Source organism: Corynebacterium pseudogenitalium (assembly GCF_024453815.1).
In the GTDB taxonomy this organism is placed as follows: Bacteria; Actinomycetota; Actinomycetes; order Mycobacteriales; family Mycobacteriaceae; genus Corynebacterium; species Corynebacterium pseudogenitalium.
This window is the reverse complement of sequence record NZ_CP072934.1, coordinates 2130684-2157460: the sequence shown is the minus strand read 5'-3', so window position 1 is coordinate 2157460 and position 26777 is coordinate 2130684. Positions and strand designations below refer to the sequence as shown.

Annotated in this window: 18 protein-coding genes; 12 read left to right on the top strand and 6 right to left on the bottom strand. The window is 64.7% G+C overall.

Translation table 11 applies throughout. The features are described from left to right. Positions 1-324 precede the first annotated feature (324 nt). The 11 genes from KBP54_RS10175 to KBP54_RS10125 all read left to right on the top strand — a co-directional run bounded on the left by KBP54_RS10175 (position 325) and on the right by KBP54_RS10125 (position 18711). Positions 325-2274: a glycosyltransferase gene (locus KBP54_RS10175; RefSeq protein WP_256005666.1), complete on the top strand. Its 1950-nt coding sequence runs from the start codon at positions 325-327 to the stop codon at positions 2272-2274. After that, positions 2261-2764 carry a phosphatase PAP2 family protein gene (locus KBP54_RS10170; RefSeq protein WP_256005665.1) on the top strand — a complete coding sequence of 168 codons (504 nt, stop codon included), beginning with the start codon at positions 2261-2263 and terminating at the stop codon, positions 2762-2764. The genes KBP54_RS10175 and KBP54_RS10170 overlap by 14 nt, the downstream gene beginning before the upstream one ends. After that, positions 2761-3747: a decaprenyl-phosphate phosphoribosyltransferase gene (locus KBP54_RS10165; RefSeq protein ID WP_256005663.1), complete on the top strand. Its 987-nt coding sequence runs from the start codon at positions 2761-2763 to the stop codon at positions 3745-3747. The genes KBP54_RS10170 and KBP54_RS10165 overlap by 4 nt, the downstream gene beginning before the upstream one ends. Positions 3748-3760: 13 nt before the next feature. After that, the gene (locus KBP54_RS10160) at positions 3761-5569 is read left to right on the top strand and encodes an arabinofuranosyltransferase AftB family protein (RefSeq protein ID WP_256005662.1); all 1809 of its coding nucleotides are present in this window, start codon (positions 3761-3763) and stop codon (positions 5567-5569) included. Positions 5570-5596: 27 nt separating this feature from the next. Continuing rightward, on the top strand, positions 5597-6598 hold the full coding sequence (locus tag KBP54_RS10155; protein WP_070361775.1) for an alpha/beta hydrolase: 1002 nt from the start codon (positions 5597-5599) through the stop codon (positions 6596-6598). 617 nt (positions 6599-7215) lie between these two features. Beyond that, entirely contained in the window at positions 7216-9159 is a 1944-nt protein-coding gene (locus KBP54_RS10150; protein ID WP_256005660.1) for an alpha/beta hydrolase-fold protein, read from the top strand. 9 nt (positions 9160-9168) lie between these two features. Further along, a complete protein-coding gene (locus KBP54_RS10145) occupies positions 9169-9636 on the top strand; it encodes a DUF732 domain-containing protein (RefSeq protein ID WP_070479656.1) in 468 nt (155 codons plus the stop codon). A gap of 9 nt (positions 9637-9645) precedes the next feature. Next, a complete protein-coding gene (locus tag KBP54_RS10140; RefSeq protein WP_256005658.1) occupies positions 9646-10575 on the top strand; it encodes a cutinase family protein in 930 nt (309 codons plus the stop codon). A gap of 39 nt (positions 10576-10614) precedes the next feature. Beyond that, entirely contained in the window at positions 10615-12408 is a 1794-nt protein-coding gene (locus KBP54_RS10135) for a FadD32-like long-chain-fatty-acid--AMP ligase (RefSeq protein WP_256005657.1), read from the top strand. A gap of 38 nt (positions 12409-12446) precedes the next feature. Next, positions 12447-17177: a polyketide synthase Pks13 gene (gene pks13, locus KBP54_RS10130; RefSeq protein ID WP_256005655.1), complete on the top strand. Its 4731-nt coding sequence runs from the start codon at positions 12447-12449 to the stop codon at positions 17175-17177. After that, the gene (locus KBP54_RS10125; RefSeq protein WP_256005654.1) at positions 17167-18711 is read left to right on the top strand and encodes an acyl-CoA carboxylase subunit beta; all 1545 of its coding nucleotides are present in this window, start codon (positions 17167-17169) and stop codon (positions 18709-18711) included. Before pks13 ends, KBP54_RS10125 begins: the two co-directional genes overlap by 11 nt. A gap of 131 nt (positions 18712-18842) precedes the next feature. Here the strand turns inward: KBP54_RS10125 and KBP54_RS10120 are convergent, their stop codons facing one another. The 5 genes from KBP54_RS10120 to trmB form a co-directional block, all read right to left on the bottom strand. Then, positions 18843-19187 carry a DUF3054 domain-containing protein gene (locus KBP54_RS10120; protein WP_070975634.1) on the bottom strand — a complete coding sequence of 115 codons (345 nt, stop codon included), beginning with the start codon at positions 19185-19187 and terminating at the stop codon, positions 18843-18845. A 226-nt stretch (positions 19188-19413) separates the two neighbouring features. After that, on the bottom strand, positions 19414-20412 hold the full coding sequence (locus KBP54_RS10115; RefSeq protein ID WP_255365789.1) for a lysylphosphatidylglycerol synthase transmembrane domain-containing protein: 999 nt from the start codon (positions 20410-20412) through the stop codon (positions 19414-19416). Continuing rightward, positions 20396-22714, bottom strand: coding sequence for an MMPL family transporter (locus KBP54_RS10110; RefSeq protein WP_256005652.1), 2319 nt, complete (start codon positions 22712-22714; stop codon positions 20396-20398). Before KBP54_RS10110 ends, KBP54_RS10115 begins: the two co-directional genes overlap by 17 nt. Before the next feature lie 9 nt (positions 22715-22723). Beyond that, positions 22724-23404: an NYN domain-containing protein gene (locus tag KBP54_RS10105; RefSeq protein WP_256005650.1), complete on the bottom strand. Its 681-nt coding sequence runs from the start codon at positions 23402-23404 to the stop codon at positions 22724-22726. A 3-nt stretch (positions 23405-23407) separates the two neighbouring features. Then, positions 23408-24169, bottom strand: a complete 762-nt coding sequence (trmB, locus tag KBP54_RS10100; protein WP_256006657.1) for a tRNA (guanosine(46)-N7)-methyltransferase TrmB — start codon at positions 24167-24169, stop codon at positions 23408-23410. A 329-nt stretch (positions 24170-24498) separates the two neighbouring features. Between trmB and KBP54_RS10095 the strand changes: the two genes are divergently transcribed. Then, the gene (locus KBP54_RS10095; RefSeq protein ID WP_256005648.1) at positions 24499-26322 is read left to right on the top strand and encodes a phosphoenolpyruvate carboxykinase (GTP); all 1824 of its coding nucleotides are present in this window, start codon (positions 24499-24501) and stop codon (positions 26320-26322) included. Positions 26323-26382: 60 nt separating this feature from the next. Here the strand turns inward: KBP54_RS10095 and KBP54_RS10090 are convergent, their stop codons facing one another. Then, positions 26383-26766, bottom strand: coding sequence for a hypothetical protein (locus KBP54_RS10090; protein ID WP_256005647.1), 384 nt, complete (start codon positions 26764-26766; stop codon positions 26383-26385). Positions 26767-26777: the final 11 nt, after the last annotated feature.

Here is a 26777-nt window from a genome sequence, read left to right as displayed (position 1 = left end):
TTGACTTTCACCCACTAATTCTTTAAAGTAAACAGCAAGTTAACAAACGGGCAACAAAGTAAATGAAAACCGAAGGGAGAGTGTCATGAAGTTCCTCAAATACTTGCTCACGTACGATACGCGCACGATCCTTGAGGCGATCGACCGCGCATCGAACTAACAACTAACACAGAGCGAACGCGAACTGGCGGGCACCGACAAGGGGGTTGGTGCCCGCCAGATTTTTCATGTGCACCCACATATGAGAGCGCCGAACATGCACCGGCGCCCGCGAACGCACTACGCTTAGGACGAAACTCTAACTAGGCACCGAAAGTGAGACCTGTGGAAACCACGACTGCAGTAGAAGTCCTTCAGCGAGTGCTGATGCCGAAGAAGGGCGAACCGCACGACGTCCGCATGCTGTACCTCATCGAGGCAGAGCAGAACAAGCAGCGCCTGACGTGGGCGGACCGGACGAGCGTATCCATCCCCGCCGGGGAGGAAGTTTCCTTCGAGACGTACTTCAATGCGTTCCCGGCATCCTATTGGCGGCGCTGGTCGCAGTTGGAAAACGTTGTGCTGGCGATGGAGGTTGAGGGGCAGGCGACTGTCTCCATTTACCGCTCGAAGCACGACGGTAAGCGCATCGCTGTGCAAAACGCTGAGGCCAGCGACGGCGTGCTGGAGGTAGTGCTGCCGCTGCGCAACTTCGAGGACGGCGGCTGGCTGTGGTTCGACGTCACGGCGGAAACGGACACGACGATCCGCAACGCGGGTTGGTTCTCCGACAAGGAGCCGGAGGCCCAGACGATGCCGGACGGCACGACCACCGGCCCGGAGCCGAAGCAGGTCGCGGTGGGTATCCCGACGTTCAATAGGCCTCGCGACGCCGTCAACGCCCTGCACGCGCTGGCAGAGGACCCGTTCGTGCTCGAATCGATCTCCGATGTGCTGATGCCCGACCAGGGCGACCAGCACCCGTCGGACCTGCCGGACTTCAAGGAGGCGGAGAAGAACCTGCAGGGTAAGCTGCAGATCTTCCGCCAGGGCAACCTGGGCGGCTCGGGCGGCTACGGCCGCATCATGTACGAGGCGCTGCGCACCACGGACGCCCCATACATCCTCTATATGGACGACGATATCGCGATCGAGCCGGATTCGATCCTGCGCGCGGTGCAGGCCGCCCGCTACGCGAAGGCCCCCATCCTGGTCGGCGGACAGATGCTGAACCTGCAGGACCGGTCGCAGCTGCGGACGACGGGAGAGGCCGTCGATAAGGATGTGTTCATGTTCCGCGCCGCGGAGCACGCGGTGTACGACCATGACTTTGCCAAGTACCCGCTGGGCTACCTCGGCACTGAGGAAGAAGAGCTGGACCCTCGCAAGACGACGTCGCGTGCCCTGCACCGCCGCGTCGATGTGGACTACAACGGCTGGTGGATGAACCTCTTCCCACGCGTCGTCGCGGAGAAGCTCGGCCTTCCGATGCCGCTGTTCATCAAGTGGGACGACAACGAGTACGCCCTGCGCGCCAAGCAGGCCGGCTTCCCCACGGTCACCTGGCCGGGCGTCGCAATCTGGCACATGGCCTGGGCCGATAAGGACGACGCCATCGATTGGCAGGCGTACTTCCACATGCGTAACCGCCTCATCGTCGCCTCCCTGTACGGCCCGGATTCCCCGGACGCGATGCTGAAGAACATGCTGAAGTCCACCTACAAGCACATCATGTGCATGGAGTACTCCACCATGGCCATCCAGCTGGAGGCCATGAAGGACTTCCTCGCAGGCCCGGACCAGCTGTTCGACATCCTCGAGACCTCGCTGCCGCGCATCCAGAAGATCCGCGCAAACTACGACGACGCCAAGGTCGTCGCCTCCGCAACGGAGCTGCCAGCGCCGACGGGCGCGCCGGGCGTACCCACCAAGAACATCGGCGGGCGCCTGGCCAAGCTGAAGAAGATCCCGTGGGCAGTCAAGGCGTTGCGCCACCAGTTCACCCAGGAGAACCAGGAGCACTGGCAGGCGCCGCAGCTGAACCTCACCGCGGAGGAGGCCCGCTGGTTCACGCTGGCCCGCCTCGACTCGGCGACGGTGGCCACGGCAGGTGGCACGGGTGTGGCGTTCCGCAAGCGCAACAAGGCGCTTGCCGACGACCTGCTGCGCGACACCAAGGCGCTACAGGAAGAAATCAAGGAGCGCTGGCAGGAACTGCGCCAGCAGTACCAGAGCGCGAAACCGGCGCTGACTAGCGCAGAGAACTGGGGGAAGGTGTTCGATGAGCAAGCGTGAGGCTGATATCCTCGTCGCGATCCAGAACGCGGCGTACTCCCCGGCAGCCGTCAAGGCGGCCAGGGGCCTGAGCCACTTCGGCGAGCACGACCTTGGCTGGTTGGCCGTCGCGGGGCTCGGGGCGGGCGTCGACAAGAAGAGGCGTTCGAAGTGGCTGGCGCTGGGCGTGGGCACCTTCGTGGCGCACGCGGCGAGCGTCGTCATCAAGCGGATTGTGCGGCGCCCAAGGCCGCATGACCCCCGCGTGAACATTGGCGTGGCCACCCCCTCCAAGCTCTCGTTCCCGAGCTCGCATGCGACGAACACGGGCGCGGCCGCGGTGCACCTGATGGACATCACGGGCAAGAAGTGGCCGCTGCTGCTCGTGCCCGTGATGATGTTCTCCCGCAACCTCCTTGGCGTCCACTACCCGACGGATACTATTGTCGGTGCTTTGCTCGGCGCCGGGTGCGCCAAAGCGACGATCAAGGTGGAAAGGCAGCTGAAGTGAGCAACACGCAACCGCACGAACCCTTTTTGAAGCCAGAGCCCCACACCGAGGGCGTCGACTACCAGCAGGTACGCGTCCCGCCCAAGAACCTTCCCGACGCCATGGTGAAGGGCCTTCGCCCGAAGCAGTGGGTGAAGAACGTCCTGGTGCTGGCGGCTCCGCTGGCCGCTGGGACGGAGGCGTGGACCTCGCGCACCGCGCTGGACGTGCTGCTGGCGTTCGTGGTGTTCTGCTTCGGCGCCTCCTCGATCTACCTTGTCAACGATGCCCGCGACGTGGAGAGCGACCGCGAGCACCCGACGAAGCGCTTCCGCCCGATCGCCTCGGGCATGCTGCCGATCAACCTGGCCTACGCGATGGCGGTGGTGCTCATCGTCGCAGCGCTTGGCCTCTCTTTCTTAGCGACGGACGGCTTCGCCCTCGCCCTCGTGATTGGCATCTATATTGCGCTGCAGCTCGGCTACTGCTTCGGCTGGAAGCACATCCCGGTCATTGATATCGCGCTGGTGTCCTCCGGGTTCATGCTGCGCACCATGGCCGGTGGCGTGGCGGCGAACATTGACCTGTCGCAGTGGTTCCTGCTGGTCGCGGCGTTCGGTTCGCTGTTCATGGCGTCGGGCAAGCGCTACGCGGAGCTGCTGCTGGCACAGGAGACGGGCGCGAAGATCCGCAAGGCTCTGGAGGGCTACACGGCCACCTACCTGCGCTTCGTGTGGACCCTGTCCGCGACCGCCGTCGTGATGAGCTACGCCCTGTGGGGCTTCCAGCTCTCCAACTCGGTCGAGGGCGCGGCCGCGGTCTGGTACCAGATTTCGATGGTGCCGTTTGTGATCGCGATCCTGCGCTACGCCGCGAAGGTTGACGGTGGTCACGGCGGCGCGCCTGACGAGATTGCCCTGGAAGACCGCGTGCTGCAGATGCTGGCCGCGGCCTGGATCCTGTGCATTGTGCTGGCAGTTTACGTGGTGCCAGCGCTGGCTTAGTAACATTGGCGCAATGAAGATCAACGCCCGGGTGACGCTGCTGCTGTCGTGCGCCATTGCGGGCGTGTTCGCATTTTGGGGTGGGTGGACCAGGCGCTGGATGTCTGACGACGGCCTCATCGTCCTGCGCACCGTGCGCAACCTGCTGGCCGGCAATGGCCCAGTCTTCAATGCCGGTGAGCGCGTGGAGGCGAACACCTCCACGCTGTGGCAGTACTTGATCACCGCGTTCGCGATGGTCAGCGACGCCCGCCTGGAAACCATCGCGATGTGGCTCGCGCTGCTGTGCACGGTCGTCGCGGCGGTGCTGGCCACCTACGCTTCCGGCAAATTCTGGCGCGCCGCGCCGGTGGTGCCGCTGGGCATCCTGGTGTACTTCGCCCTGCCGCCCGCGCGCGACTTCGCCACCTCTGGCCTGGAGTGGGGCCTGTCCCTGCTGTGGCTGGCGGCGTGGTGGGCGCTACTCGTCCAGTGGGCGGGCGGCACCGCGCGCCGCGCCGCCCCCGTGGTCGGTTACTGGCTGGCCTTCTGGTGCGGACTGTCCTGGCTGGTCCGCCCCGAGCTGGCACTCTACGGCGGGCTGAGCGGCCTGGTCCTGCTGGTGTACTCGCCGCGCAAGACGCTCGGCATCCTGGCGGCGGCGCTGCCCGTGCCCGCCGCATACCAGATCTTCCGCATGGGCTACTACGGCCTGCTCACCCCGCACACCGCGGTGGCCAAGTCTGCCTCCGGCAGCGAGTGGGCCGAAGGCGCCAAGTACGCCTGGGACTTCATCGGGCCCTACGCGCTGTACCTGCCGCTCTTGCTGGTCATCGCGGTACTCCTTATTTCTTTACGACGCTTCCTCGTCACCGGACGCCGCGCCGCCATCGTGGCACTCGTCGTGGGGTGCGCGCTGATCCACATCCTGTACGTGCTGCGCGTCGGCGGCGACTTCATGCACGGACGCATGTGGCTGCTGCCGCTCTTCGCGCTGCTGCTGCCGGTGATGGCCGCCCCGCTGACGCGCCTCAACGTGGTGGTCGCGCTGGTGTTGGTGGTGTGGGCGTCGATAATTGTGGTGCGTGCTCACCCGCTCGACGACGACATTCACGAGCGATCAGCCAAAGAATTGGGCATCGTCGACGAGCGCGAATTCTGGACCATGGCCGTCAATCGCGAACCAGACAACCCGCCGCGCTACGCCGAAGACTTCCTGACCTCGAAGCTCATGACGAACTACGCGGACGTCGTCATTGAGGCACGCGACGCTGGTGCTGCGCAGATCGCACCGGGGCTTATCAGCCGCGACCCGGAGCTCTACTCCTGGTACCCGCGCCCCCGCGTCCCCGAGGCTGACAGTGACCTGCAGGCCTACCAGTTGTCGCTCTACCTGATCAACCTCGGGATGACCAGTATGAACGCGCCGCTCGACGTCCGGGTCCTCGACACCGTCGGCCTTGCGACGCCGCTCGCGGCCCGTATGCCGCGCGACCCCGAAGGGCGCGTCGGACACGACAAGCAGCTCGCCGCCGAATGGCAAGTTGCGGACACGGCCGTCGATCTCTCAAAGCTTCCCGAGTGGATCGACCAGGAGGAAGCGCGCCAAGCCCGCGCCGCACTCCGTAGCCCCGAAATAGCCGAGCTGCTCGCCACGTCCCGCGAGCCAATGAGCCGCGAACGCTTCTGGAAGAACATCAAATACTCGCTGGGTAACGGCCGAACCCTCCAGCTTTCCGACGACGCCTCCACCTACCTCAGCTACCTCACAGACGACGAACAGGCACGGCTCAGCCAAGGCGAGGATTTGGGTATCCATAGCGGTACCCGTGTAGTTTGGTAGCAAACTGCTGAGAAAGGGAAACGCTGTATGAAGAACCGCCACGGACTCATGGGCCTAGTGGTAGCGCTCCTGACCGCGCTGTCGATGATCGTCGCCGCCCCCCAAGCACAAGCCGCCAACCGTGACTGGCTGCGCCCCGACTCCACCGGCACCTGCGAGTGGGACCGCGTCGGCTACTGGGTACAACGCTGCACCGTCTGGTCGCCAGCAATGGGCCGCCACATCACCGTCCAGATCCAGCCCGCTCAGCGCGGCGGCAACGCCGGCCTCTACATGCTCGACGGCCTCCGCGCCACCGAACGCACCAACGCCTGGGTCCAAGATGTCAACGCAGCACGCACCTTCGTCAACCACAACATCACCCTCGTGATGCCGGTCGGCGGCCAGTCTTCCTTCTACACCGACTGGAACGCGCCAGCCACCTACAACTTCAACAGCCCCGTCACCTACAAGTGGGACACCTTCCTGTCCAAGGAGCTGCCCGCATACCTGCAGCGCCACTTCGGCGTATCCCCGACGAACAACTCCATCCTCGGCCTGTCCATGGGTGGCACCGCCGCGATCAACCTCGCCGCGCTGCACCCGCAGCAGTTCCGCCAGGTGTTGTCCTACTCCGGCTACCTCACCACCACCATCCCCGGCGCCCAAACCGCGCTGCGCCTCGCACTTCTCGACGGCGGCCTCTACAACCTCAACGCCATGTGGGGCTCCATCTTTGATCCCCGCCGCTACGAGAACGACCCATTCCTGAATATGGGTAACCTGCGGGGCCGCGACGTCTACGTCTCCGCCGGAAGCGGCACTCCATCCGCACGCGACGACCGCTACCTGCCACAGCACAAGGCCGCCGGTATCGCGCTCGAGATGGTCGCGAACTTCACCACACGCCTGTGGAGCGCCAAGGCCACGGCCACCGGCGTCAAGCACACCGCCGTGTTCACACCTGTTGGCCTGCACAACTGGGAACAGTTCGGCCAGCAGCTCGAGTACACGAAGCCGCGCATCCTCAACGTGATGAACGCCTGGTAGTTCCCAGCCCTTGCACTTCTTGGCTCCCGCGCACCAAATTCCTTGGTTTGGTGGGCGGGTTTTGCGTTTCCCCAGGTGGTGCGGCTCGCGGGACGGAATTTGGTGCGCTTGCTCGGGGTGTCAGTGACAAAAGACGCACCCTAATATATATAGCTCTTTATCTACCTGCAGGTTTGAATGTCCAGCACTTTTGGGGATGCGTCCTTTGTCACTTCCCCGCTCGACCCTGCACCAAATTCCAGCATTTCAGTGGGTGGGTTTTACGTTTGTCCAGGTCGCCGGACTTGCATGCGGGAATGTGGTGCGCACCCCACCTGGCCTGACACCAAATTCCTGGATTCTCGTGCGCTGATCTGCAAACGCCCAGGTCGCTGACTCTCGCCGAGGGAATTTGGTGCACACACCCCATCCACAAGCCAAATATCTTGGTGGCGCTCCGGCGTGTCTGGTGGCTAAACTCTCAAGGCATACTTAACCTTTAGAGTGATTTGTTAGCGCCGTCGCTGGTTGATTCCGGGGGAGGGGAACCCTCGGAGTTGGCTGTAGAGCACGCGGCGCTGGTTGTGCACACCCAAAAAATGGCAAAAGCCCAGAAGAAGAGTTGAGGCAGGAAATTCATGCGTGAGACCCGTTCCCCTATGAATCGGATGAAGAAGGCTGCGATTGTTGCGGCGGCGGTGCCGATGGTGGCGTCGTTAGTTCCGGTGTTGTCGACGTCGGCTGCGGCGCAGTCGTCGTTGCCGCTGTCGAGTAACCGTGGTGGGCTGTCGGATAATATTCGGCCGTCGGACCCGCCGAAGCGGACGCCGATTGAGGTTGATAAGAACCCGCAGATCCCGGGCCTGCCTGAAGGTGTGAGCGTGGACCGCATTGAGTGGTTGACGAACCGCCGCGTGGCTGTGTTTATTCGTTCGGCGGCGATGCCGGAGCAGCTGATGCAGGTGCAGATCCTGCTGGCGCGTGACTGGCACTCGAATCCGCAGGCGAAGTTCCCTGAGGTGTGGGCGCTGGATGGTCTGCGTGCTCGTGATGATGAGAATGGCTGGACCATCGAGACGAATATTGAGCAGTTCTACGCTGACAAGAACGTGAACGTGATCCTGCCGGTTGGTGGTGAGTCTTCGTTCTATTCGGATTGGCAGCGCCCGAACAACGGGAAGAATTACAAGTGGGAGACCTTCTTGACGAAGGAGCTCGTCCCGGTGCTCAATAACGAGTTCCGCTCGAATGATAGCCGTGCCGTGGTGGGTATCTCGATGGGTGGTACTGCCGCGATTAACCTGGCGGAGCGTAACCCGCACCTGTTCAAGTTCGTGGGTTCCTTCTCTGGTTACTTGGACACCACAACCACGGGTATGCCGACGGCGATTAAGGCCGCGCAGATGGATGCGGGCGGCTACGACTCGGAGGCGATGTGGGGCCCGGCTGGGTCGCAGGACTGGATTGACCACGACCCGAAGCTTGGCATTGAGGCGTTGAAGGACATGACGGTGTACGTGTCCTCGGGCTCGGGCCGCGATGACTTTGGTAACCCGGAGTCGGTGGCGAAGAGCGCTGCGAACCCGGCTGGTGTCGGGCTTGAGGTGATTTCTCGCTTGTCGACGCAGACCTTCGTCGATTACGCGTCGCGGACGCCGGTGAAGCCGGTTGTGAAGTTCCGTCCGTCGGGCGTGCACTCCTGGGAGTACTGGCAGTTTGAGATGACGCAGGCCTGGCCGTACATCGCGAATGCGTTGGCGTTGGCGGAGGCTGACCGTGGTTCGGACTGCAACCCGGTGGGCGCGATCGCTGAGGCGACGAAGTCTGGCGTGATCGGCAGCTGCGTGAACAACGAGTACGACGTCGCTGACGGCAAGGGCAAGGCCGAGGACTTCCGTGGTGGTACCGCGTTCTGGTCCCCGAAGACGGGTGCGTACCCGCTGTTCGGCGCGATCCTGGCGAAGTACAGCGGCCTAGGTGGCGCGTCGAGCTGGCTCGGCTTCCCGACCACCGGTGAGACCAAGACACCAGACGGCGTTGGCCGCTTCGTCCACTTCGAGAACGGTTCTATTTACTGGACGCCGCAGACCGGCGCGTACGCCATCCCTGGTGACATGTTCAAGGCCTGGGGCGAGAACGGCTACGAGACGGGCGACCTGAAGTACCCGGTTGCTGAGGCGAACCAGGTGGGCAAGGGCTACGTGCAGAAGTTCCAGGGCGGGTTCCTGACCCGCAACCCGGATAAGAGCCACAACATTGTCCACGGCGCGATCGCCGAGAAGTACGGCGAGCTGGGCACGGCGACGAGCGCATTGGGCTACCCGAAGAGCAACGAGATCGCGATCCGCGGAGGGTTCTTCCAGCAGTTCGAGAAGGGCAACATCTACTGGTCGCCAGAGACCGGCGCACACGTGGTGCTCTATGGCGACATCTTCGAGGAGTGGGGCAAGCGCGGCTACGAGCAGGGCGCGATGGGCTGGCCGACCTCGGACATGCGCGAAATCCCTGCCGGTGGACTGGTGATTGACTTCCAGCACGGAACGCTGGAGCAGGTCAACGGCGTGGTCCGCGAGCGGAAGTAAGGAGCGGCGATGAAGCGACTGCTGACGAGCGCAAGCCTCTGCCTCGCGTTGGGCTTGGCGGCCTGCGGTGGCACGACGGTGGAGAGCGATGACGTGACGGCGACGCAGGCCCCGCCGACGGCAACGTCGTCGGCGTCTGGCACTGCGAAGGCGACGACGTCGGAGGGAGCGAAGCCGGCGTCGAAAAACCAGGGCCCGGCGGATCAGCCGGCGCGTGAGGTGACCTCGATTCCGGAGCAGGCGCCGACGTTTAGCCCGAAAGAGCAGGCGTTCCTTGACCAGCTGCAGCAAAGCGGCGTGAATGTGAAGGGCGTCGAGGATCAGTTGACGGCGACGGGCGCGACGGTGTGCAATGGTGACTCCGTGACGCGCGATGCGGTTGCGGGGCAGCTGGTAGAGCAGCGCCGCACCGATTTGGATGCGAATGCCGTGGCGGCGCTGATTGGTGAAACCGCGCAGTCCAAGCTGTGCAAGTAAGGGAGTAATATGCGCAGAGCAGGCGTTGTAGCTGCGGTCATTGTGGTGCTCGCGGCGATTGGGCTGGGGGTATTCCAGTGGCTCAAGAACCAGGACGGGCCGAGTGTCGTTGAGCCGGGTGAGCCGGGCACGTCGACGGAGGCGCGCCAGGAGCCAGATTGGTGCCCGGCGGTGGAGTTCGTCTCGATTCCGGGCACGTGGGAATCGTCAATTGACGACGACCCCTTCGCCCCGCAGGCGAACCCGAACAGCTTTATGCTGTCGATTACGAACCCGCTGCAGGAGCGCTACTCGATTGACCAGGTGCGCGTGTTCACGGTGCCGTACACGGCACAGTTCCGGAACATCCAGACTCCGCAGGGCCGCAACGAGATGAGCTACGACGAGTCCCGCGCTGAGGGCACGGCGCGCGCGAACGGCGAGATTGCGTTCGTGGCGGAGCAGTGTCCGTCGACGAAGTTCATTGTGGCAGGGTTCTCGCAGGGCGCGGTGATTGCGGGCGATATTACGAACCAGATTGGCGCGGGGACGCACGCGTTGCCGCCGGAGCGCCTGCTGGGCTCGTTGATGATTGCGGACGGGCGTCGTGAGAACGGCGTCGGCGTGAACCCTGGTGTTGAGCTGAGCGGTGTTGGCGCTGAGATTGCGCTGCGCCCGCTGCAGATGGTTGTGAGCGCGGCGACGCCAGGCGCAACGATGACCGGTGCGCGGCAGGGTGGCTTCGGCCAGGTGGCTGACCGCGCGTATGAGATTTGTGCGCCGAATGATTCCATCTGTGACGCGCCGCAGGATATCGGAAATGCGGTGGACCGCGCGAGTGCGTTGTTGCTGGCCAACGGCAATCACGCGATGTATGCCACGAACCCGGATGTGATTCCGGGTACCACTACGCCGCAATGGGCTGTAGATTGGGCAATGTCCATAATTGATTCTTTCTAGAAACTAACTAATTCTAGGACCTGACTACAAGGAGTGCCCATGGATCTCCAAGTACTGATTCAGCGGTTTATTGATGAGACCGGCCAGATCAAACTCCCGCCGAACTTCACCATCCCGGCCCTCACCGAGATGCTCTACGGGGCAGCCGCACAGGCCGGTGCGACAGACACCGTCAACATCCGCTCGTGGGACTACTCCGCAGACCCGGACGGGGCGCTGCGCACGTTCACGCGCGCGGAAGTAAACACACGGATCAAGTCGGTGGCGGCGCGCCTGCAGCAGATCGGAAAGCCGGGGGACCGCGTGGCCATCCTGGCGGGCAACTGCCCCGAGTACATCTTCGGATTCATGGGTGCCATGTACGCTGGCCAGATCCCGGTGCCGCTCTACGACCCGACCGAGCCAGGCCACGAAGGCCACCTGCGCGCCGTCCTCGCCGACGCCGAGGCCAACGTGGTGCTCACCAACAAGCAGGGCGCGCCAGCAGTGCGCGCTTTCTTCGCGGAGCTGCCGGGCAAGGAACGCCCGCGCATCATCGCGGTCGACGCGCTGCCGGACACGCTCGCTGCCGGCTGGGTGGCCGGACAGGTGGAGGGGGACGTCGATACGTCGGACCATGTGTCCTTCCTGCAGTACACCTCCGGCTCCACCCGCAACCCGGCAGGCGTGATGCTCACCAACGAGTCCATCGTGTCTAACGTCATCCAGATCTATACGGCGGCGAAGCTGGAACAGCCGATGCGCGTGCCGTGCTGGCTGCCACTGCACCACGACATGGGCATCATCATCTCGATGATGCTGATCATCCTTGGCAGCGAGTTCGAGCTATTCACCCCGCGTGACTTCATCCAGCAGCCGATGCGCTGGGTGGAACGCCTCGGTCGCTGCGAGAGCGACCCGGAGGACATCCACGTCTTCACCGCGGCGCCCAACTTCGCGCTCGAGCTGTGCGCTCGTGCCGTCGGGCACGCGCCGCAGGACCTGGACCTGTCCGTCCTCGACGCCCTCGTCATCGGTTCTGAGCCGGTGACGAAGCCGAGCGTCGACAGCTTCATTGCGGCCTACGAGGGCTTCAACCTGGACCGCAAAGCGATGCGCCCCTCCTACGGGCTCGCGGAGGCGACCCTGCTCGTTTCCACCCCGCAGACCCCGGACCGCCCCAAGTTCGTCACCCTCGACCGTGACAAGCTCACCGAGGGGCTTGCGGTAGAGACAGATGGCGGCGTTGTGATGGCCTCCAACGGCCAGCCGGTGTCATGGATGCACTTCGCCGTCGTCGACCCGCAGACCCACGACGAGGTCGCGCCTGGCACCATCGGCGAGCTGTGGGCACACGGCCCGAACATCGCCCTCGGCTACCAGGACCGCGCGCGCGACACCGCCGACACCTTCGGCAACACCATCGGCGCCACGCTCCAGGAAGGCCTGCCGAAGGACGGCTGGCTGGCAACAGGGGACCTCGGCACGCTTCTCGACGGCCACCTCTACATCACCGGCCGCGTCAAGGACCTCATCGTGGTCGCAGGACGTAACCACTACCCGCAAGACATCGAGGCCACCGTCATGGAGGCCAGCGAACACGTGCGTAAAGATTCGGTGGCTGCGTTTGCGGTGCCGGGGGAGGACGTCGAAAAGCTGGTGCTGCTGGTAGAGCGCGCGGACACCGCCACCCCGGACGGTGATGCAGACGCCATCGCGGCGATCCGCTCCGCCGTGACCGCGAAGCACGGGCTGGCGCCGTCGGACATCCGCTTCTACGCGCCGAACGAGATCGCGCGTTCCTCCTCAGGCAAGATTGCGCGCCAGGTCAACGCGAAGAACTACCAAGGCTGATAACGAAAAGAAAGGCACGACCGATAGGGTTGGATGCTATGAGTGAGAATGCATTGATCCAGTGGCTGCAACAGTGGGTTGCGGAGACGACCGGTGTGGAAAGCGTTGACGCGACCACCCCGTTTGAGTCCTACGGGCTCTCGTCCCGCGACGCAGTGGTTCTCTCCGGGGAACTGGAGAAGCTACTGGGCCGACGCATTGACCCCACCGTGGCCTACCAGTACCCGACGATCGCTGCCTTGGCCCACGCGCTGACCGCTGACGCCCCGGCGGCGTCGAACGTCGTCGCCACCGGCCGCGACGTGGAGGCGAAGGGTCACGACATCGCCATCGTCGGCACGGCCGGGCGGTTCCCGGGCGCGAATAACGTGGACGAGTACTGGGAGCTGCTCGCCGCAGGCGAGGTCACGACCGGCCCGCTGCCGGAGGGCCGCTGGTCCGAGTACAACTCGGATCCGTTCCTGCGCACCAAGATGCGCGAGGAAGCCACCGACGGCGGCTACCTCGACGACATCGCCGCCTTCGACAACGAGTTCTTTGGCCTGTCCCCGCTGGAGGCGAAGAATATCGATCCGCAGCAGCGCATCATGCTGGAGGTCGCCTGGGAGGCGCTTGAGGACGCCCACATCCCCGCCGACTCGCTGCGCGGGCAGCGCGTGGGCGTGTTTGTTGGTTCCTCCAATAACGACTACGGCATGCTCATGGGCGCTGACCCGGCGCAGGCGCACCCGTACGCGCTGACCGGCGCGTCGAGCGCGGTGATCCCGAACCGGATCTCCTACGCCTTCGATTTCCGTGGCCCGTCCATGAACGTGGACACCGCCTGCTCCTCCTCGCTGGTGTCGGTGCACCACGCGGTGCGCGCGCTACGTGAGGGCGAAGCCGACGTCGCCCTCGCCGGCGGCGTGAACATCCTGGCTAACCCGTTCGCTTCCCTGATGTTCTCGGAGCTGGGCGTGATTTCGCCCTCCGGGAAGATCCACGCATTCTCTGATGACGCGGACGGCATCGTCCGCTCGGAAGCAGCCGGGTTCATCGTGCTCAAGCGTGTGGAGGACGCCATCGCCGACGGCGACGACATCCTCGCCGTGATCAAGGGCAGCGCCACCAACTCGGACGGCCACTCCAACGGCCTGACCGCCCCGAACCCGGAGGCCCAGGTAGACGTGTTGCAGCAGGCGTACGCCGACGCGGGCGTGGACCCGCGCACCGTTGACCTCGTGGAGGCCCACGGCACCGGCACCATCCTCGGCGACCCGATCGAGGCGACCGCGCTGGGGCAGGTCTGCGGCACCGGCCGCGAGGCTGGCCAGCCGCTGCTGCTTGGGTCCGCGAAATCGAATATTGGCCACTCGGAGTCGGCCGCGGGCGTGGCGGCACTCATCAAGGTCGTCCAAGCCTTGCAGCGCGACACGATCCCTGCGATGGCGAACTTCGCCGGCCCGAACCGCTACGTCGACTTCGACGCCAACAATCTTGAGGTCGTCGAGGACCCGCGCGAGTGGCCGCAGTACTCCGGCCAGCGCGTGGCGGGTGTCTCCGGCTTCGGCTTTGGCGGCACGAACGCGCACGTCGTGGTCAAGGAGTTCGACCCCGCCGACTACGAAGCAGCACCGCAGCGCCCCGAGGCGCTCACCGGCGTATCGACGGCCGCCCTGCCCGTCAGCGGCCTGCTGACCTCGCGCCGCAAGACCGCAGCAGCCGGGCTTGCCGACGCGCTCGAGGGACGCCCCGACGCGGACCTTATTCCTTTTGCGCGGTCGTTAGCGCTGCGTAACCATGGCCGTTCCGCCGCGGTGGTTACCGCCGCAACGACCGAGGAGGCCGTCAAACGGCTGCGCCAGGTCGCCGAGGGCAAGGTCGGCCCCGGTATCGCCGTGGCGGATTCGCCGAACGCGCTCGGCCCGGTGTTTGTGTACTCCGGCTTCGGCTCCCAGCACCGCAAGATGGCGAAGCAGCTCATGGCATCTTCGCCGCTGTTTGCGCAGCGGATGCGTGAGCTGGACTCCATCGTCCAGTTCGAGGCCGGCTGGTCCATCATCGAAATCATCGAGGACGACGGGCTGACCTACGACACCGAGACCGGCCAGGTCGCGGTGACCGCCTACCAGATCGCGCTGACCGACATGCTTGACGCCGCCGGGATCCGCCCGGCAGCCGTGATGGGCATGTCCATGGGAGAGATCGCTGCGGGCTACGCCTCCGGAGGCATCAGCGCGAAGGACGCGATGGTGATCGCGTGCCACCGTGCTCGCCTGATGGGTGAGGGCGAAGCGCTCACCGCCGACACTGACGACGAGGGCGCCATGGCCGTCGTCGAATTGAGTGCTGATCAATTGGAGGGCACGGGTGTTGAAGCGGCCGTGTTCGCCGGGCCCGGCATGCTCACCGTCGGCGGTCCCGTTGGTGCCGTGAAGGGGCTCGTCGAAAAGCTGGAAGAGGAAGGCAAGTTCGCGCGACTGATGCGCGTGCGCGGCGCCGGGCACACCAGTGCGCTCGACCCGATCCTGGGCGATTTGGCCGCACAGATCGCCGGCATTGAGGCCCACCCGCTGCGGATCCCGCTGCTGAGCAGCGTCGACGAGCGCGTGGTGTACCAGCCGGGCCAGGTCGTGCACACCGACGAATACTTCCTGCGCATGACGCGCCAGCCGGTCTACATCCAGCAGGCCACCGAGACCGCTTTTGCTGAGGGCTACACCACGCTCGTGGAGGTCGCGCCGAACCCGGTGGCGATCATGGGGCTGATGAACACCGCGTTCGCTTCGGGGAAGCCGGATGCACAGCTGCTGTTTACCTGCAAGCGCAAGGTCGACGAGGTGGAGTCCATCCTGGACCTCGCCGCGAAGCTGTACGTCACCGGCACCGCTGTCGACTTCACCGCGTTCTACGGCCGCGGCCCGCGTATCGATGCCCCACTGACCCAGTTCAAGCGCTCCGAATTCTGGACCGACGCGCGCCCCGCCTCCGCGCACACCTCACTGCTCGGCGCGAAGGTGCGCCTGCCGGAGGGCCAGGTTGCGTACTCGACGGCCGCGGACACGCTGTTTAGCCCGCACCAGATTATCGACGCCGTCGCCGCCGAAGTCCTGCCCGGCTCCCGGGTGGTGGCCTACGAGGACCACGACGTACTGCCTGCAGAGGGTGACGTGACCACGATCGCGGCGACCTCGCTCGGCGGGGTGAGCGTGAAGGTCTTCCACGAGGACACCCTGCTGGCGGAGGGCTTCGCTACCGCACTCAACCTTGGCGGCGCTGTTGAGGAGGACTCAACCGCAGCTGCTCCGGCCCCGGCGGCTGAGGTTGCTGGTGACGCCGCGCCCGTCGCCGACGAGCTCGCGGACGTCGACGCCATCCGCTGGGACCCGAACTCCGGCGAGTCCGTCGCGCAGCGCCTGCGCTCCATCGTGTCCGAGTCCATGGGCTACGACGCCGAGGACCTCCCCGACGAGCTACCGCTCATCGACCTCGGCCTGGACTCGCTGATGGGCATGCGCATCAAGAACCGCGTGGAAAACGACTTCCAGATCCCGCCACTGCCAGTACAAACGCTTCGCGACGCCTCCGTCGCCGACGTCATCCGCATCGTCGAGGACGCGGTCACCGGGGTGCAGTCGGAGGCCGCTGAGGCTGCCGCCGAGCCCGCTGAGCCCGCCGATGCTGCTGCCGCCGAGCCCGCCGAGAAGCCTGAGGGCGCCCAGGGCGTCGGCGTCGCACCCCGCGACGCCTCCGAGCGCATGGTCTTCGGCGCGTGGGCCAAGTTCACCGGCACCGCCGCCGCGGGCGTGACCTCCGAGCTGCCCGCCATCGACGACGCGCAGGCCGAAGCCATCGCCAACCACCTGAGCGAGCGTTCCGGCATCACCGTGACCGCGGAGCAGGTCAAGGACGCGGAAACGCTCGAGCCGCTCGCCGACATCGTGCGCGAGGGCCTCGAAACCGAGGTCGAAGGCAACATCCGGGTGCTGCAGCAGCCAGAGCACACCACCAAGCCGCCAGTGTTCGTGTTCCACCCGGCCGGTGGGTCCAGTGCGGTGTACCAGCCGTTGGCTCGTCGATTAGCAGACGACGTCGCGGTGTACGGCGTCGAGCGCCTCGAGGGCACCCTCGAAGAGCGCGCCGCGGCCTACGTGGAAGACATCAACCGCATCGCGCCCGAGGGCAAGGTCGTGCTCGCGGGCTGGTCCTTCGGTGGCGCACTCGCCTACGAAGTGGCGCACCAGCTGGGCAACGACCGCATCGCGTACATCGCGCTGCTGGACACCACCCAGCCGTCAGAGCCCGCCCCCGACACCCCGGAGGAGGCCAAGGCGCGTTGGGAGCGCTACGCCAAGTTCGCCAAGGACACCTACGGGCTGGACTTCCCGGTGCCCTTCGACCTGCTGGAGACAGCAGGGGAGGACGCTGTCCTCAACATGCTGGCGGAATTCCTCGCCACCACCGACGCCTCCGAGCACGGGCTCGCCGCCGGGGTGCTGGAACACCAGCGCGCGTCCTTCGTCGATAATCAGATCCTCAACCGCCTCGACTTCGCCCGCTGGGCGGACGTGCAGGTGCCGGTGCTGCTGTTCCGCGCCGAGCGCATGCACGACGGCGCCATTACCCTGGAGCCGGCCTACGCCCACATTGACGAGGACGGTGGCTGGGGCGCTATCGTGAAGGATTTGACGATCGTCCATCTGCCGGGCGACCATTTGGCAGTAGTTGACGAGCCCGCGGTTGGCATCGTGGGCAAGTACATGAACGAATGGATTGATAATGGCAACTAGCGCAGAAAAGCTCGCTGACCTGCGTGCACGTCTAGAAAAAGCGCAGGACCCCGGTTCTGAGCGCTCGCGGAAGCGCCGCGACGACGCCGGAAACACCACCCCGCGCCAGCGCATCGCCGCGCTTCTCGACGAAGGCTCCTTCGTTGAGATCGGCGCCCTGGCCCGCACACCCGGCGACGAGAAAGCCGTCTACTCCGACGGCGTCGTCACCGGCTACGGACGTGTCGACGGCCGCCCCGTCGCCGTCTACGCCCACGACAAAACCGTCTACGGCGGTTCCGTCGGCGTCACCTTCGGCCGCAAGGTCGTCGAGGTCATGGAGTTCGCGATCAAGATCGGCTGCCCCGTCATCGGCATCCAGGACTCGGGCGGTGCCCGCATCCAAGACGCCGTGACGTCCCTGGCCATGTACTCCGAGATCGCCCGCCGCCAGCTCCCGCTATCCGGCCGCAGCCCGCAGATCTCCATCATGCTGGGCAAGTCCGCCGGCGGTGCCGTCTACGCGCCCGTGACCACCGACTTCGTCGTCGCCGTCGACGGCCAGTCCGAAATGTACGTCACCGGCCCCAACGTCATCCGCGAAGTCACCGGCGAAGACATCACCTCCGCCGAACTCGGTGGCGCCCGCGTGCAGGAGCAGTCCGGCAATATCCAGGCCGTCGTCGGCTCCGAGGAAGAAGCCTTCGACTACGTCCGCGACCTCCTCGCCCACCTGCCGACGTCCACCTTCGACCCAGCCCCCGTCGAATGGGCCCCCGAGGACGACGACCTCGACGACTCCGCCCTCGACACCTTCATGCCCGACGACACCAACGCCGGCTACGACATGATGGACCTCCTCGTGCAGCTCGGCGACGACGAGAACCTCGTCGAAATCCAGGCAGGATACGCCGAGAACCTCATCTGCGCCTTCGGGCGCATCGACGGCCGCACCGTCGGCTTTGTCGCCAACAACCCCATGTACCAGGCCGGGTGCATCGACGCCGACGCCGCCGACAAGGGCGCGCGCTTCATCCGCACCTGCGACGCCTACAACATCCCCCTCGTCTTCGTCGTGGACACGCCAGGCTACCTGCCCGGCGTCGACCAGGAGCGCGAAGGCCTCATCCACCGCGGCGCCAAACTAGCATTCGCCGTCGTCGAGGCCACCGTACCGAAGGTCACCCTCATCGTCCGCAAGGCGTACGGCGGCGCCTACGCCGTCATGGGTTCCAAGAACCTCACCGGCGACATCAACCTCGCCTGGCCGACCGCGCAAATCGCCGTCATGGGCTCCTCTGCTGCCGTGGTGATGATCCAGGGCAAGCAGCTCGCCGCCATCGAGGATCCCGTCCAGCGTGAGGCGATGAAGAAGATGTTCATGGACTTCTACGACGAAACCATGACCTCCCCATACGTCGCCGCCGAGCGCGGGTTCATCGACTCAATGATCGAGCCGTCCCAAACCCGCATCTCGTTACGACGCGCCCTTCGACAACTTGCCACCAAACAAGAGCAAGACCTGCCGAAGAAGCACACCATCAGCCCGCTCTAACACTCAAAGGAGAAGAATTTCATGCTTTCCTCTGCACTCGACATCGCCGGTGACATCATCAACCACCTCGTGTGGATGATCTACGCCCTCCAAGGCGGCGACTTCCTGGCCAACATGGGTTGGCTGTCGAGCTAACGCCGCTTCAGGATCAGTTTCGCTGCTCCGCGCCATCCCAGCATGAGCAGCGCCGACATGCTGCTCGCCACGATGACGAACGAGTAGTGCGGCAGCTTGTGGCGGTAGAAGCCCCAAATGATCAGGCCCACCACGATCGTGATGAGCCAAATCAGCCACCCCTTGTCCTTGCGGGTGGCCAGCCACGCCAACCCCAGCCCGACCGCGAACGGCAGGAAGGTTTCCAGCCAGCCGAAGAAGTTCAGCGGCATCTCTTCGGTCTGGTGCGCGATGCGCGCGAGCAGCGCGAACGCGGCGATGGCAACGTAGTCAGCAGCAATTGCGTACGGTTTTTTAATCATGTCAGACAGTCTAACCCGGTGCCTGGTTGCGTCGGTAGGTCGCTGGTAGGTGCCACAAAACCCGCTTAGTGAATTTGTGAACAGATTTGCGGTTGTGGCCGGACGGCGCGGCCTAATCTGCAAAGTGTAGCAATAGGATTGTAGTAATCCTCGAAAATATATACGAAAAGGGGAATACTACAATCCTGTTACTCCCATTTAGGTTTCGGCGGCGATGGGACCAACCTCACGCCTTGCCCAGCATGTAGCCGCGCCCGGCGTACTCCGCCGTGTGGACGACCCAGCCGATGGCGGTGATGAGGGCGAAGGAGATGAGTCGGTAGAGGACGGTGACGGCGGTGGCGTCGACAAGAGTGAGGCCGACGGTGACCAGGGAGCCGGCGAGGATGGCCTCCACGGTGCCCACGCCGCCGGGCGTGACCTGGGCGGCGCCGGCGAGTTTGGTCATGATGAACGCGAGGGTGATGCCCATCGCGGAGGTTTGGTTGAGGCCGGGGTTGAAACCTGGGGCGGCGCCCAGGACGGACCAAGCGCAGAAGTAGAGCACGGCCAGGTCGAGGACCTGGTTGAGCAGGGAGAAGACGGCGGCGGCGGTGAAGCGGCGGCGCGACATTTGGATGGCGGCGACCTGGTCGACAACGCCGCTGGCTTTGGTGGCGACGCGGGCGGGCAGGAAGCGCAGCCAGCGTTTCAGCACTGTCGGGTTGCGGGTTGCCCAGTAGAGGCCGCCGACGACGGCCGCGGTCCCCGCGAGCGACCCGGCCAGGGCCCACACAGACAGTTTCGCGCCCATGAAGACGACGGCGCTGATGCCGATGAGCGCCATCCACACAGTGGACAACGCCCCGGAGACGACGAAGAACCAGGCGCACAGTCCGGTGGAGGCGCCCCAGGACTGGTGGACGCGGAAGGTCAGCCACGCGGAGAGCGCCGGGCCGCCGGGGACGGTGGTGGACCAGGCGTTGGAGGCGAGCGTGATGTTGATGCAATTGCGCAGGTTGGTGATGTGCCCTTCGATGTTGAGGAGTACCAGCATCACAGCAGCCATGGCGGCGATGGCGCCAAAGGCGGTGGCGACGGCCCCGATCAGCGGCAGCGGGTGGACGCGGCGCAGCGTGGTCCAGGCTTCGCCGAGGAAGGGGAGGCGGTCGCGAAACAGCACCAGGCCGACAATCAGGATGACGACGGGTGCTGTCCAGCGCAGCCACTTAGCGTTCAAGTTCACGCTTCTTGAGCTGCTCGAGGGCCCGGCGGGCTTCGAGTTCCTGCATCAGTTCCGTGAAGGGGACCAGGTCAGCGTTTTCGTTGACGGTCCTGCCTGCGCGGGCGGGGGAGGGGTCGAGGGCGATCGCTTCGTCGACGGGGGTGTGGGTGGGGTCGGAGGGGGCGTCGACAAGCGGGACGGAGCTGGAGCCTTCGCCGAGGCTGCGGTAGGCGCGCTTGACCCAGCGTGGTGCCCACCAGTTGTCCTCGCGCAACAGGTGCATGACGGAGGGCACGATGAGCAGGCGGATGATGGTGGCGTCGAGGGCCAGGGAGACGATCATGCCGAATGCGATGTACTTCATCATGACGATGTCGCTCATGGCGAAGGCGGCGGCGACCACGATCATGATTGCGGCGGCCGCGGTGATGATGCCGCCGGTGTGCGCCGTGCCGTACTTGATGGACTGGTCGGTGGTGGCGCGGTTGTGGCGGGCCTCGACCATGCGGGAGACCAGGAAGACTTCGTAGTCGGTGGACAGGCCGTAGAGGATCGCGATGATGAGCACCAGCACCGGGCTCATCAGTGGGCCTGGGGTGAAGTTGAGCAGGCCGGAGCCGACGCCGTCAACGAAGACGAGGGTGAGGAACCCGAGGGTGGCGCCGATGCCGAGCACGTTCATGATGACGGCCTTCGCCGGCAGGATCAGCGAGCCGAAGAGCAGCGCCATCAGCAGGAACGTGGCCAGCACCATGTAGAGCGCCATCCACGGCAGCCGCTCGAGTAGCGCCTCGATGGATTCGACTTCCATGGCCGGGGTGCCCGCGATGTAGACGCCGACGCCCTCTGGCGCCTCGATGGCGCGCAGCTGGTCCACGACTGCTTGGCCGCCGTTGCGGTCCGCCAGCGGCGCGGAGAGCACCGTGGTGCCGTCCTTCGTCGCCTGGGATGGGGACAGTGGCTTGGCCAGGCCGGTGACTTCGCGGGACTGCAGGACCACGTCCACGAGCTGCTCGTTGGTGGCGTTGGTGACTACGAGCTTGATCGGGTCGGTGCGAAACGCCGGGAACTCCTCGTTGAAGGCGTCCTGCGCCTGCCGCGTCTCCTGGTTGGGCGGCAGGTAGCTTTCGTTGATGCCGCCGAAGGTGATGCCGACCATCGGCACGGTGAGCAGCAGCAGCGCGCCGGTCGCGCCGACGACGACTTTCTTCGAGTTGCGCATCGCCCACGCCGGAAGGCGGTACCACACGGTGTCTTCTATTCGACGCCCCCTTCGCGACGTGCGCCGCACCGACCACTTATCGATGTTGGGTCCCAGCATGCCGAACAGCGCCGGCAGCATGGTCACGGAGATGACCGCGGCGAGCATCACGGCGCTAATTGCGCCGTAGGCCACGGATTTGAGGAAGGCCTGCGGGAACATGAGCAGGCCGGAGAGCGCCACCCCGACCATCAGCGCGGAGAAGAACACGGTCTTGCCGGCGGTGGTTGTGGTGGCGGCGACGGCCTCTTCGGTGCTGACGCCGCGGTCGAGTTCTTCGCGGAAGCGGGAGACCATGAACAGGCCGTAGTCGATGGCCAGGCCCAGGCCGAGCAGCGTAATAATCGACTGGGAGAAGATGTTGACCTGTTGGAACTGCGCCAGGATGGACAGCAGTGACAGGGAGCCGATGATGGACAGGATGCCGACGATCAGCGGCATTGCCGCGGCGACCACGCCACCGAAGACGAACAGCAGGATGATGGCTACGAACACCAGGCCGACTTTTTCGGCGCGGGCGATGTCGTTGGCCATGCCGGTGTCCAGCGCGTCGGCGACGGCGGTGGCGCCGGCGATCTGCACGGTGGCGTCGCCGGGCAACGTGATGTCGTTGAGCGCGGGTTGGATGGTGCGGAAGTCTTTCAGCGTCTGTTCGCCGTCGCCGGCCAGGCCGATCGCGGCGAAGGCGGCGGTGCCGTCCTCGGTGATCTGCTGCTGGTTCGGCGCGGAGAAGTAGCTGGTGATGTGGTCGATCTGGTCCGGGAACTGGGTTTTTAAGGCCTCGATTTGCCGGTTGGCCTCGTTGAATACGGCGGGGTCGGCTACGCCTTGTGGGGCGCGGACGAGCAGGATGACATCACCGGCGTTGTCGCGACCGAAGGTGTCGTTCTCGATGGTGGCAGCTGTGGTGGAGTCCGCGCGCGGGTCCTCCCAGCCTTCCTGCGAGAGGCGCTCGCCCAACTTGGAGCCGAAGAGCACCTGCAGCACCACGATTACCGCGATGACCACAATCGGCAGTACTTTGCGCTGCCGGTACGCGAAATGTCCCCACCTGTAAAACACGGCCAGCTCCTACTTTTCCTTGGTGTTGTGCAGCAACGAGGTCAGCGGGCGGAACGGCTGCAGCCATGCGCCGCCGTCCGGCAGGGATTCCAGGTTGATGCGCGGCAGCGGCTCCAGGAATACGTTCGGGATGTCCTCGAGGTCCACGAAGCGCAGCAGCGGGGAGTCGACGGCCCACGCGGCGTGCTCGTGGAACCCGATGACGGTCACGGGCAGGCCGTCTTCCGCGAGCTGCTCGAGCGGCTCCTGGAAGTTCTGGCCGTCGGCAGACGCGACGACGACGCCGCGCAACACGCCCTCGTCGAGGCGGCGGCGGATGTGAGTGAGCATGTCCTGATCGACGTCCGAGTCCTCAGCAGTCTTCGGCTTTGCAAAGACCGCGAAACCCACGTTGCGCAGCGCGTCCACCCACGGGCGGACCGATTCGGCGTTGTGGGAGGCGACGTTGGTAAACACGGTGGCTTCCGGCTCGATGGTGGAGCCGGTCTCCTGCGAGGCCTTCGCCGCGAGCCCGATGAGCCAGTGGCCGAGGGCGTCGAAACGCGGCCGCTGCGCCCCGGAGGGCCTCCCGCCGAGGATCGCGCCGAGCCCCATGTCAAGGTTCGGTGCGTCCCAGACGAGCAGGTAGGTTTCTGGGCCGGGTTCGGCCCCTGGCGTGTAGGGGTGCGTCTTGTCCTGCAGGTCCTGCATGGTTTACTTCTTCTCCCAGAGGTATTCGCGGATCGTGTGGTCTTTTTCCAACCCTTTCCCCTCGAATTTAGTGATGACCTGACGGTCTGTCAGCAACGGCGCCTCCGGCCACGGCCAACCCTTGTATTCCAGCATGGGTTCCACGTTCACGAGCTCGTCGATCCACTCGGCGTAGTCGGCGTGGTCGGTGGCGACGTGCAGCACGCCGCCTTTCTTCAGGCGCGTCGCGATGAGGTTCAGCGTGCCCGACTGGATAATGCGTCGCTTGTGGTGGCGGGCCTTTGGCCACGGGTCTGGGAAGAAGATGCGCACGCCGTCGAGGCTTTCCTCGCCGAACATGCGGGCCAGTACCTCGACGCCGTCGCCGCGCACCATGCGGATGTTCTCGATCTCGCCACGCACCACGGATCCGAGCAGCTTCGCCAGGCCCGGCTTGTACAGCTCGACGGCAATCACGTTGGTGTCCGCCTCCAGCGGTGCCATCGCGGCGGTGGAGGTGCCGGTGCCTGAGCCGATTTCGAGGATCGTCGGGTGGCCCGTGCGACCGAACCACTCGTCGACGTCGATGGGGGTGTCGCTGAGCATCTGCCCCAGGCGCGGCCAGTGCTCCTCGAAGAGCGCCTCCTGGTTGTCCGTCAGCGTGCCGCGGCGGAACGTCACCGAGCCGAGGCGCGGGTAGTCCAGGCCGGTATCAAATTCAGTTTGTGGGGGCCGCCCGTGGGGCAGTTCGCCCATGCCGGGGCGTGGATTCTCAGACATGTTCATCGTGTTCATTGTCCACACGGTGTGGTGAAATGCAATTCCCCCATTTACCCCCAAAATAGGGTGAATGTGGGTCCGGTCACGTTTGTTTTCGGGTTTGCGCGGTGAAAGAATGTTGTTTTTGCTGCGTACGGCCCATATTTATTGACGTCTCACCGTTCGGGCACACCCCTTTTCGGGGCACATTTACATGCTCACTCTTGGTCGTATCTATGAAGTATGTCACTGGTTATGACCGGGGTGGGCGTCGAAAAGCTGGAGGCAGACCAGCGTAACCGTGATTTCGATAGGCTTAGGACCTAGAGGTTTGTCTATTTTGACCAGGAGAGATTATGACCACTGCCGTGAAGCGCATCGAAGGCAACGTACCAACCGACAATGAGCAGCTCATTGCTTGGATCAACGACGCTGTCGACCTCTTTGACCCGGACAAGGTGGTTTTCGCGGACGGATCCCAGGAAGAGTGGGACCGCCTCGCAGCCGAGCTGGTGGAGAAGGGCACGCTCATCAAGCTCAACGAGGAGAAGCGCCCGAACTCCTTCCTTGCACGTTCGAACCCTTCCGACGTCGCACGTGTTGAGTCTCGCACCTTCATCGCCACCGAAGACGAAGACGGCGCAGGCCCAACCAACAACTGGCGCGACCCAGCCGAGCTCAAGGCTGAAATGCGCGAGCACTTCAGCGGCTCCATGAAGGGGCGCACCATGTACGTTGTGCCGTTCTGCATGGGCCCAATCAGCGACCCGGACCCGAAGCTGGGCGTCCAGCTCACCGACTCCGCATACGTGGTCATGTCCATGCGTGTGATGACCCGCATGGGCCAGGAAGCACTGGACAAGATTGAGGGCGACAAGTTCGTACCGTGCCTCCACTCCGTCGGCGCGCCGCTCGAGCCAGGTCAGGAAGACGTCGCGTGGCCGTGCAATGAGACGAAGTACATCTCGCAGTTCCCAGAGACCAAGGAAATCTGGTCCTACGGCTCCGGCTACGGCGGCAACGCAATCCTGGCGAAGAAGTGCTTCGCCCTGCGTATCGCCTCCGTCATGGCGAAGGAAGAGGGCTGGATGGCTGAGCACATGCTCATCCTGAAGCTCACCTCCCCAGAGGGCAAGGTCTACCACATCACCGGCGCATTCCCGTCCGCATGTGGCAAGACCAACCTGGCAATGCTCACCCCGTCGCTCGAGGGCTGGACCGCCGAGGTTGTCGGCGACGACATCGCCTGGATGCACCTGCGTGAGGACGGCCTCTACGCCGTCAACCCAGAAAACGGCTTCTTCGGCGTTGCACCTGGTACGAACTACAAGTCCAACCCGATCGCCATGAAGACCATGGAGCCAGGCAACACCCTGTTCACCAACGTCGGCCTCACCGACGACGGCGACGTCTGGTGGGAAGGCATGGACGGCGACGCCCCAGCACACCTCGTGGACTGGCACGGCAACGACTGGACCCCGGAGTCCGGCGAGAAGGCCGCCCACCCGAACTCCCGCTACTGCACCCCAATCGCACAGTGCCCAACCGCCGCACCGGAGTACGACGACTGGAAGGGCGTCAAGGTCGACGCCATCCTCTTCGGCGGACGCCGCCCAGACACCGTGCCACTGGTCACCCAGGCGCACGACTGGGAGCACGGCACCATGATCGGCGCGATGCTGTCCTCCGGCCAGACCGCAGCCTCCGCAGAGGCGAAGGTCGGCTCCCTGCGCCACGACCCAATGGCCATGCTGCCGTTCATCGGCTACAACGTCGGTGACTACTTCCAGCACTGGATCGACATGGGCCGCGAAGGCGGCGACCGCATGCCGGCGATCTTCCTGGTGAACTGGTTCCGCCGCGGCGAGGACGGCCGCTACCTGTGGCCAGGCTTCGGCGAGAACTCCCGCGTATTGAAGTGGATCGTGGACCGCATCGAAGGCCGCGTCGGCGCAGACGAGACCGTGGTCGGCTACACCGCCCGCGCGGAAGACCTGGACCTGGAGGGCCTCGACGAGCCAATCGAGGACGTCAAGGAAGCCCTCTACCCAGATCCGAAGCTGTGGGAGGGCGACGTCGCAGATGCCCGCGAGTACTTCGCTGGACTCGGCGACCGCGTTCCGAAGGAAATCTTCGAGCAGCTGGACAAGCTCGAGGAGCGCGTCAACGCCGCGAAGTAAATCGCACTAAGCCTCTAAGGTAAAAGGCCCGCCGTGTGGCGGGCCTTTGCTTATGCGAACTTAGCGGACAGTGATTTTGATAACCTGCGGCTTCTCAAAGCTGCTGACCACCGCGTGGCCCTCCAGCCGTGTCTTTCCGGAGGACAGCGCCGCGACACTCGGGCAGGACGCGTCGATGCGTTCTTCCCCGGGTTCGAGTTTCCAGTAGTAGACGGAGTTCTTGTCGGTGTAGTGCACCTTTTCCTGACGCAGACCACCGAGTGCACATACGCCCGCTGACTTGCCATCTTCGGTAACTACCTGGATGACTGACTGCTCGCCACGAGGCTGCACGACGGGCGCTTTCGAACTGGTTTCGCCCATCACGACGGCCACCACGATGGAGAGTACCGCCAGCACAGCTGCGAAAATGGACGGGGCTTGGAATTGGATCGGGAATTTCATAGTTGCCGATC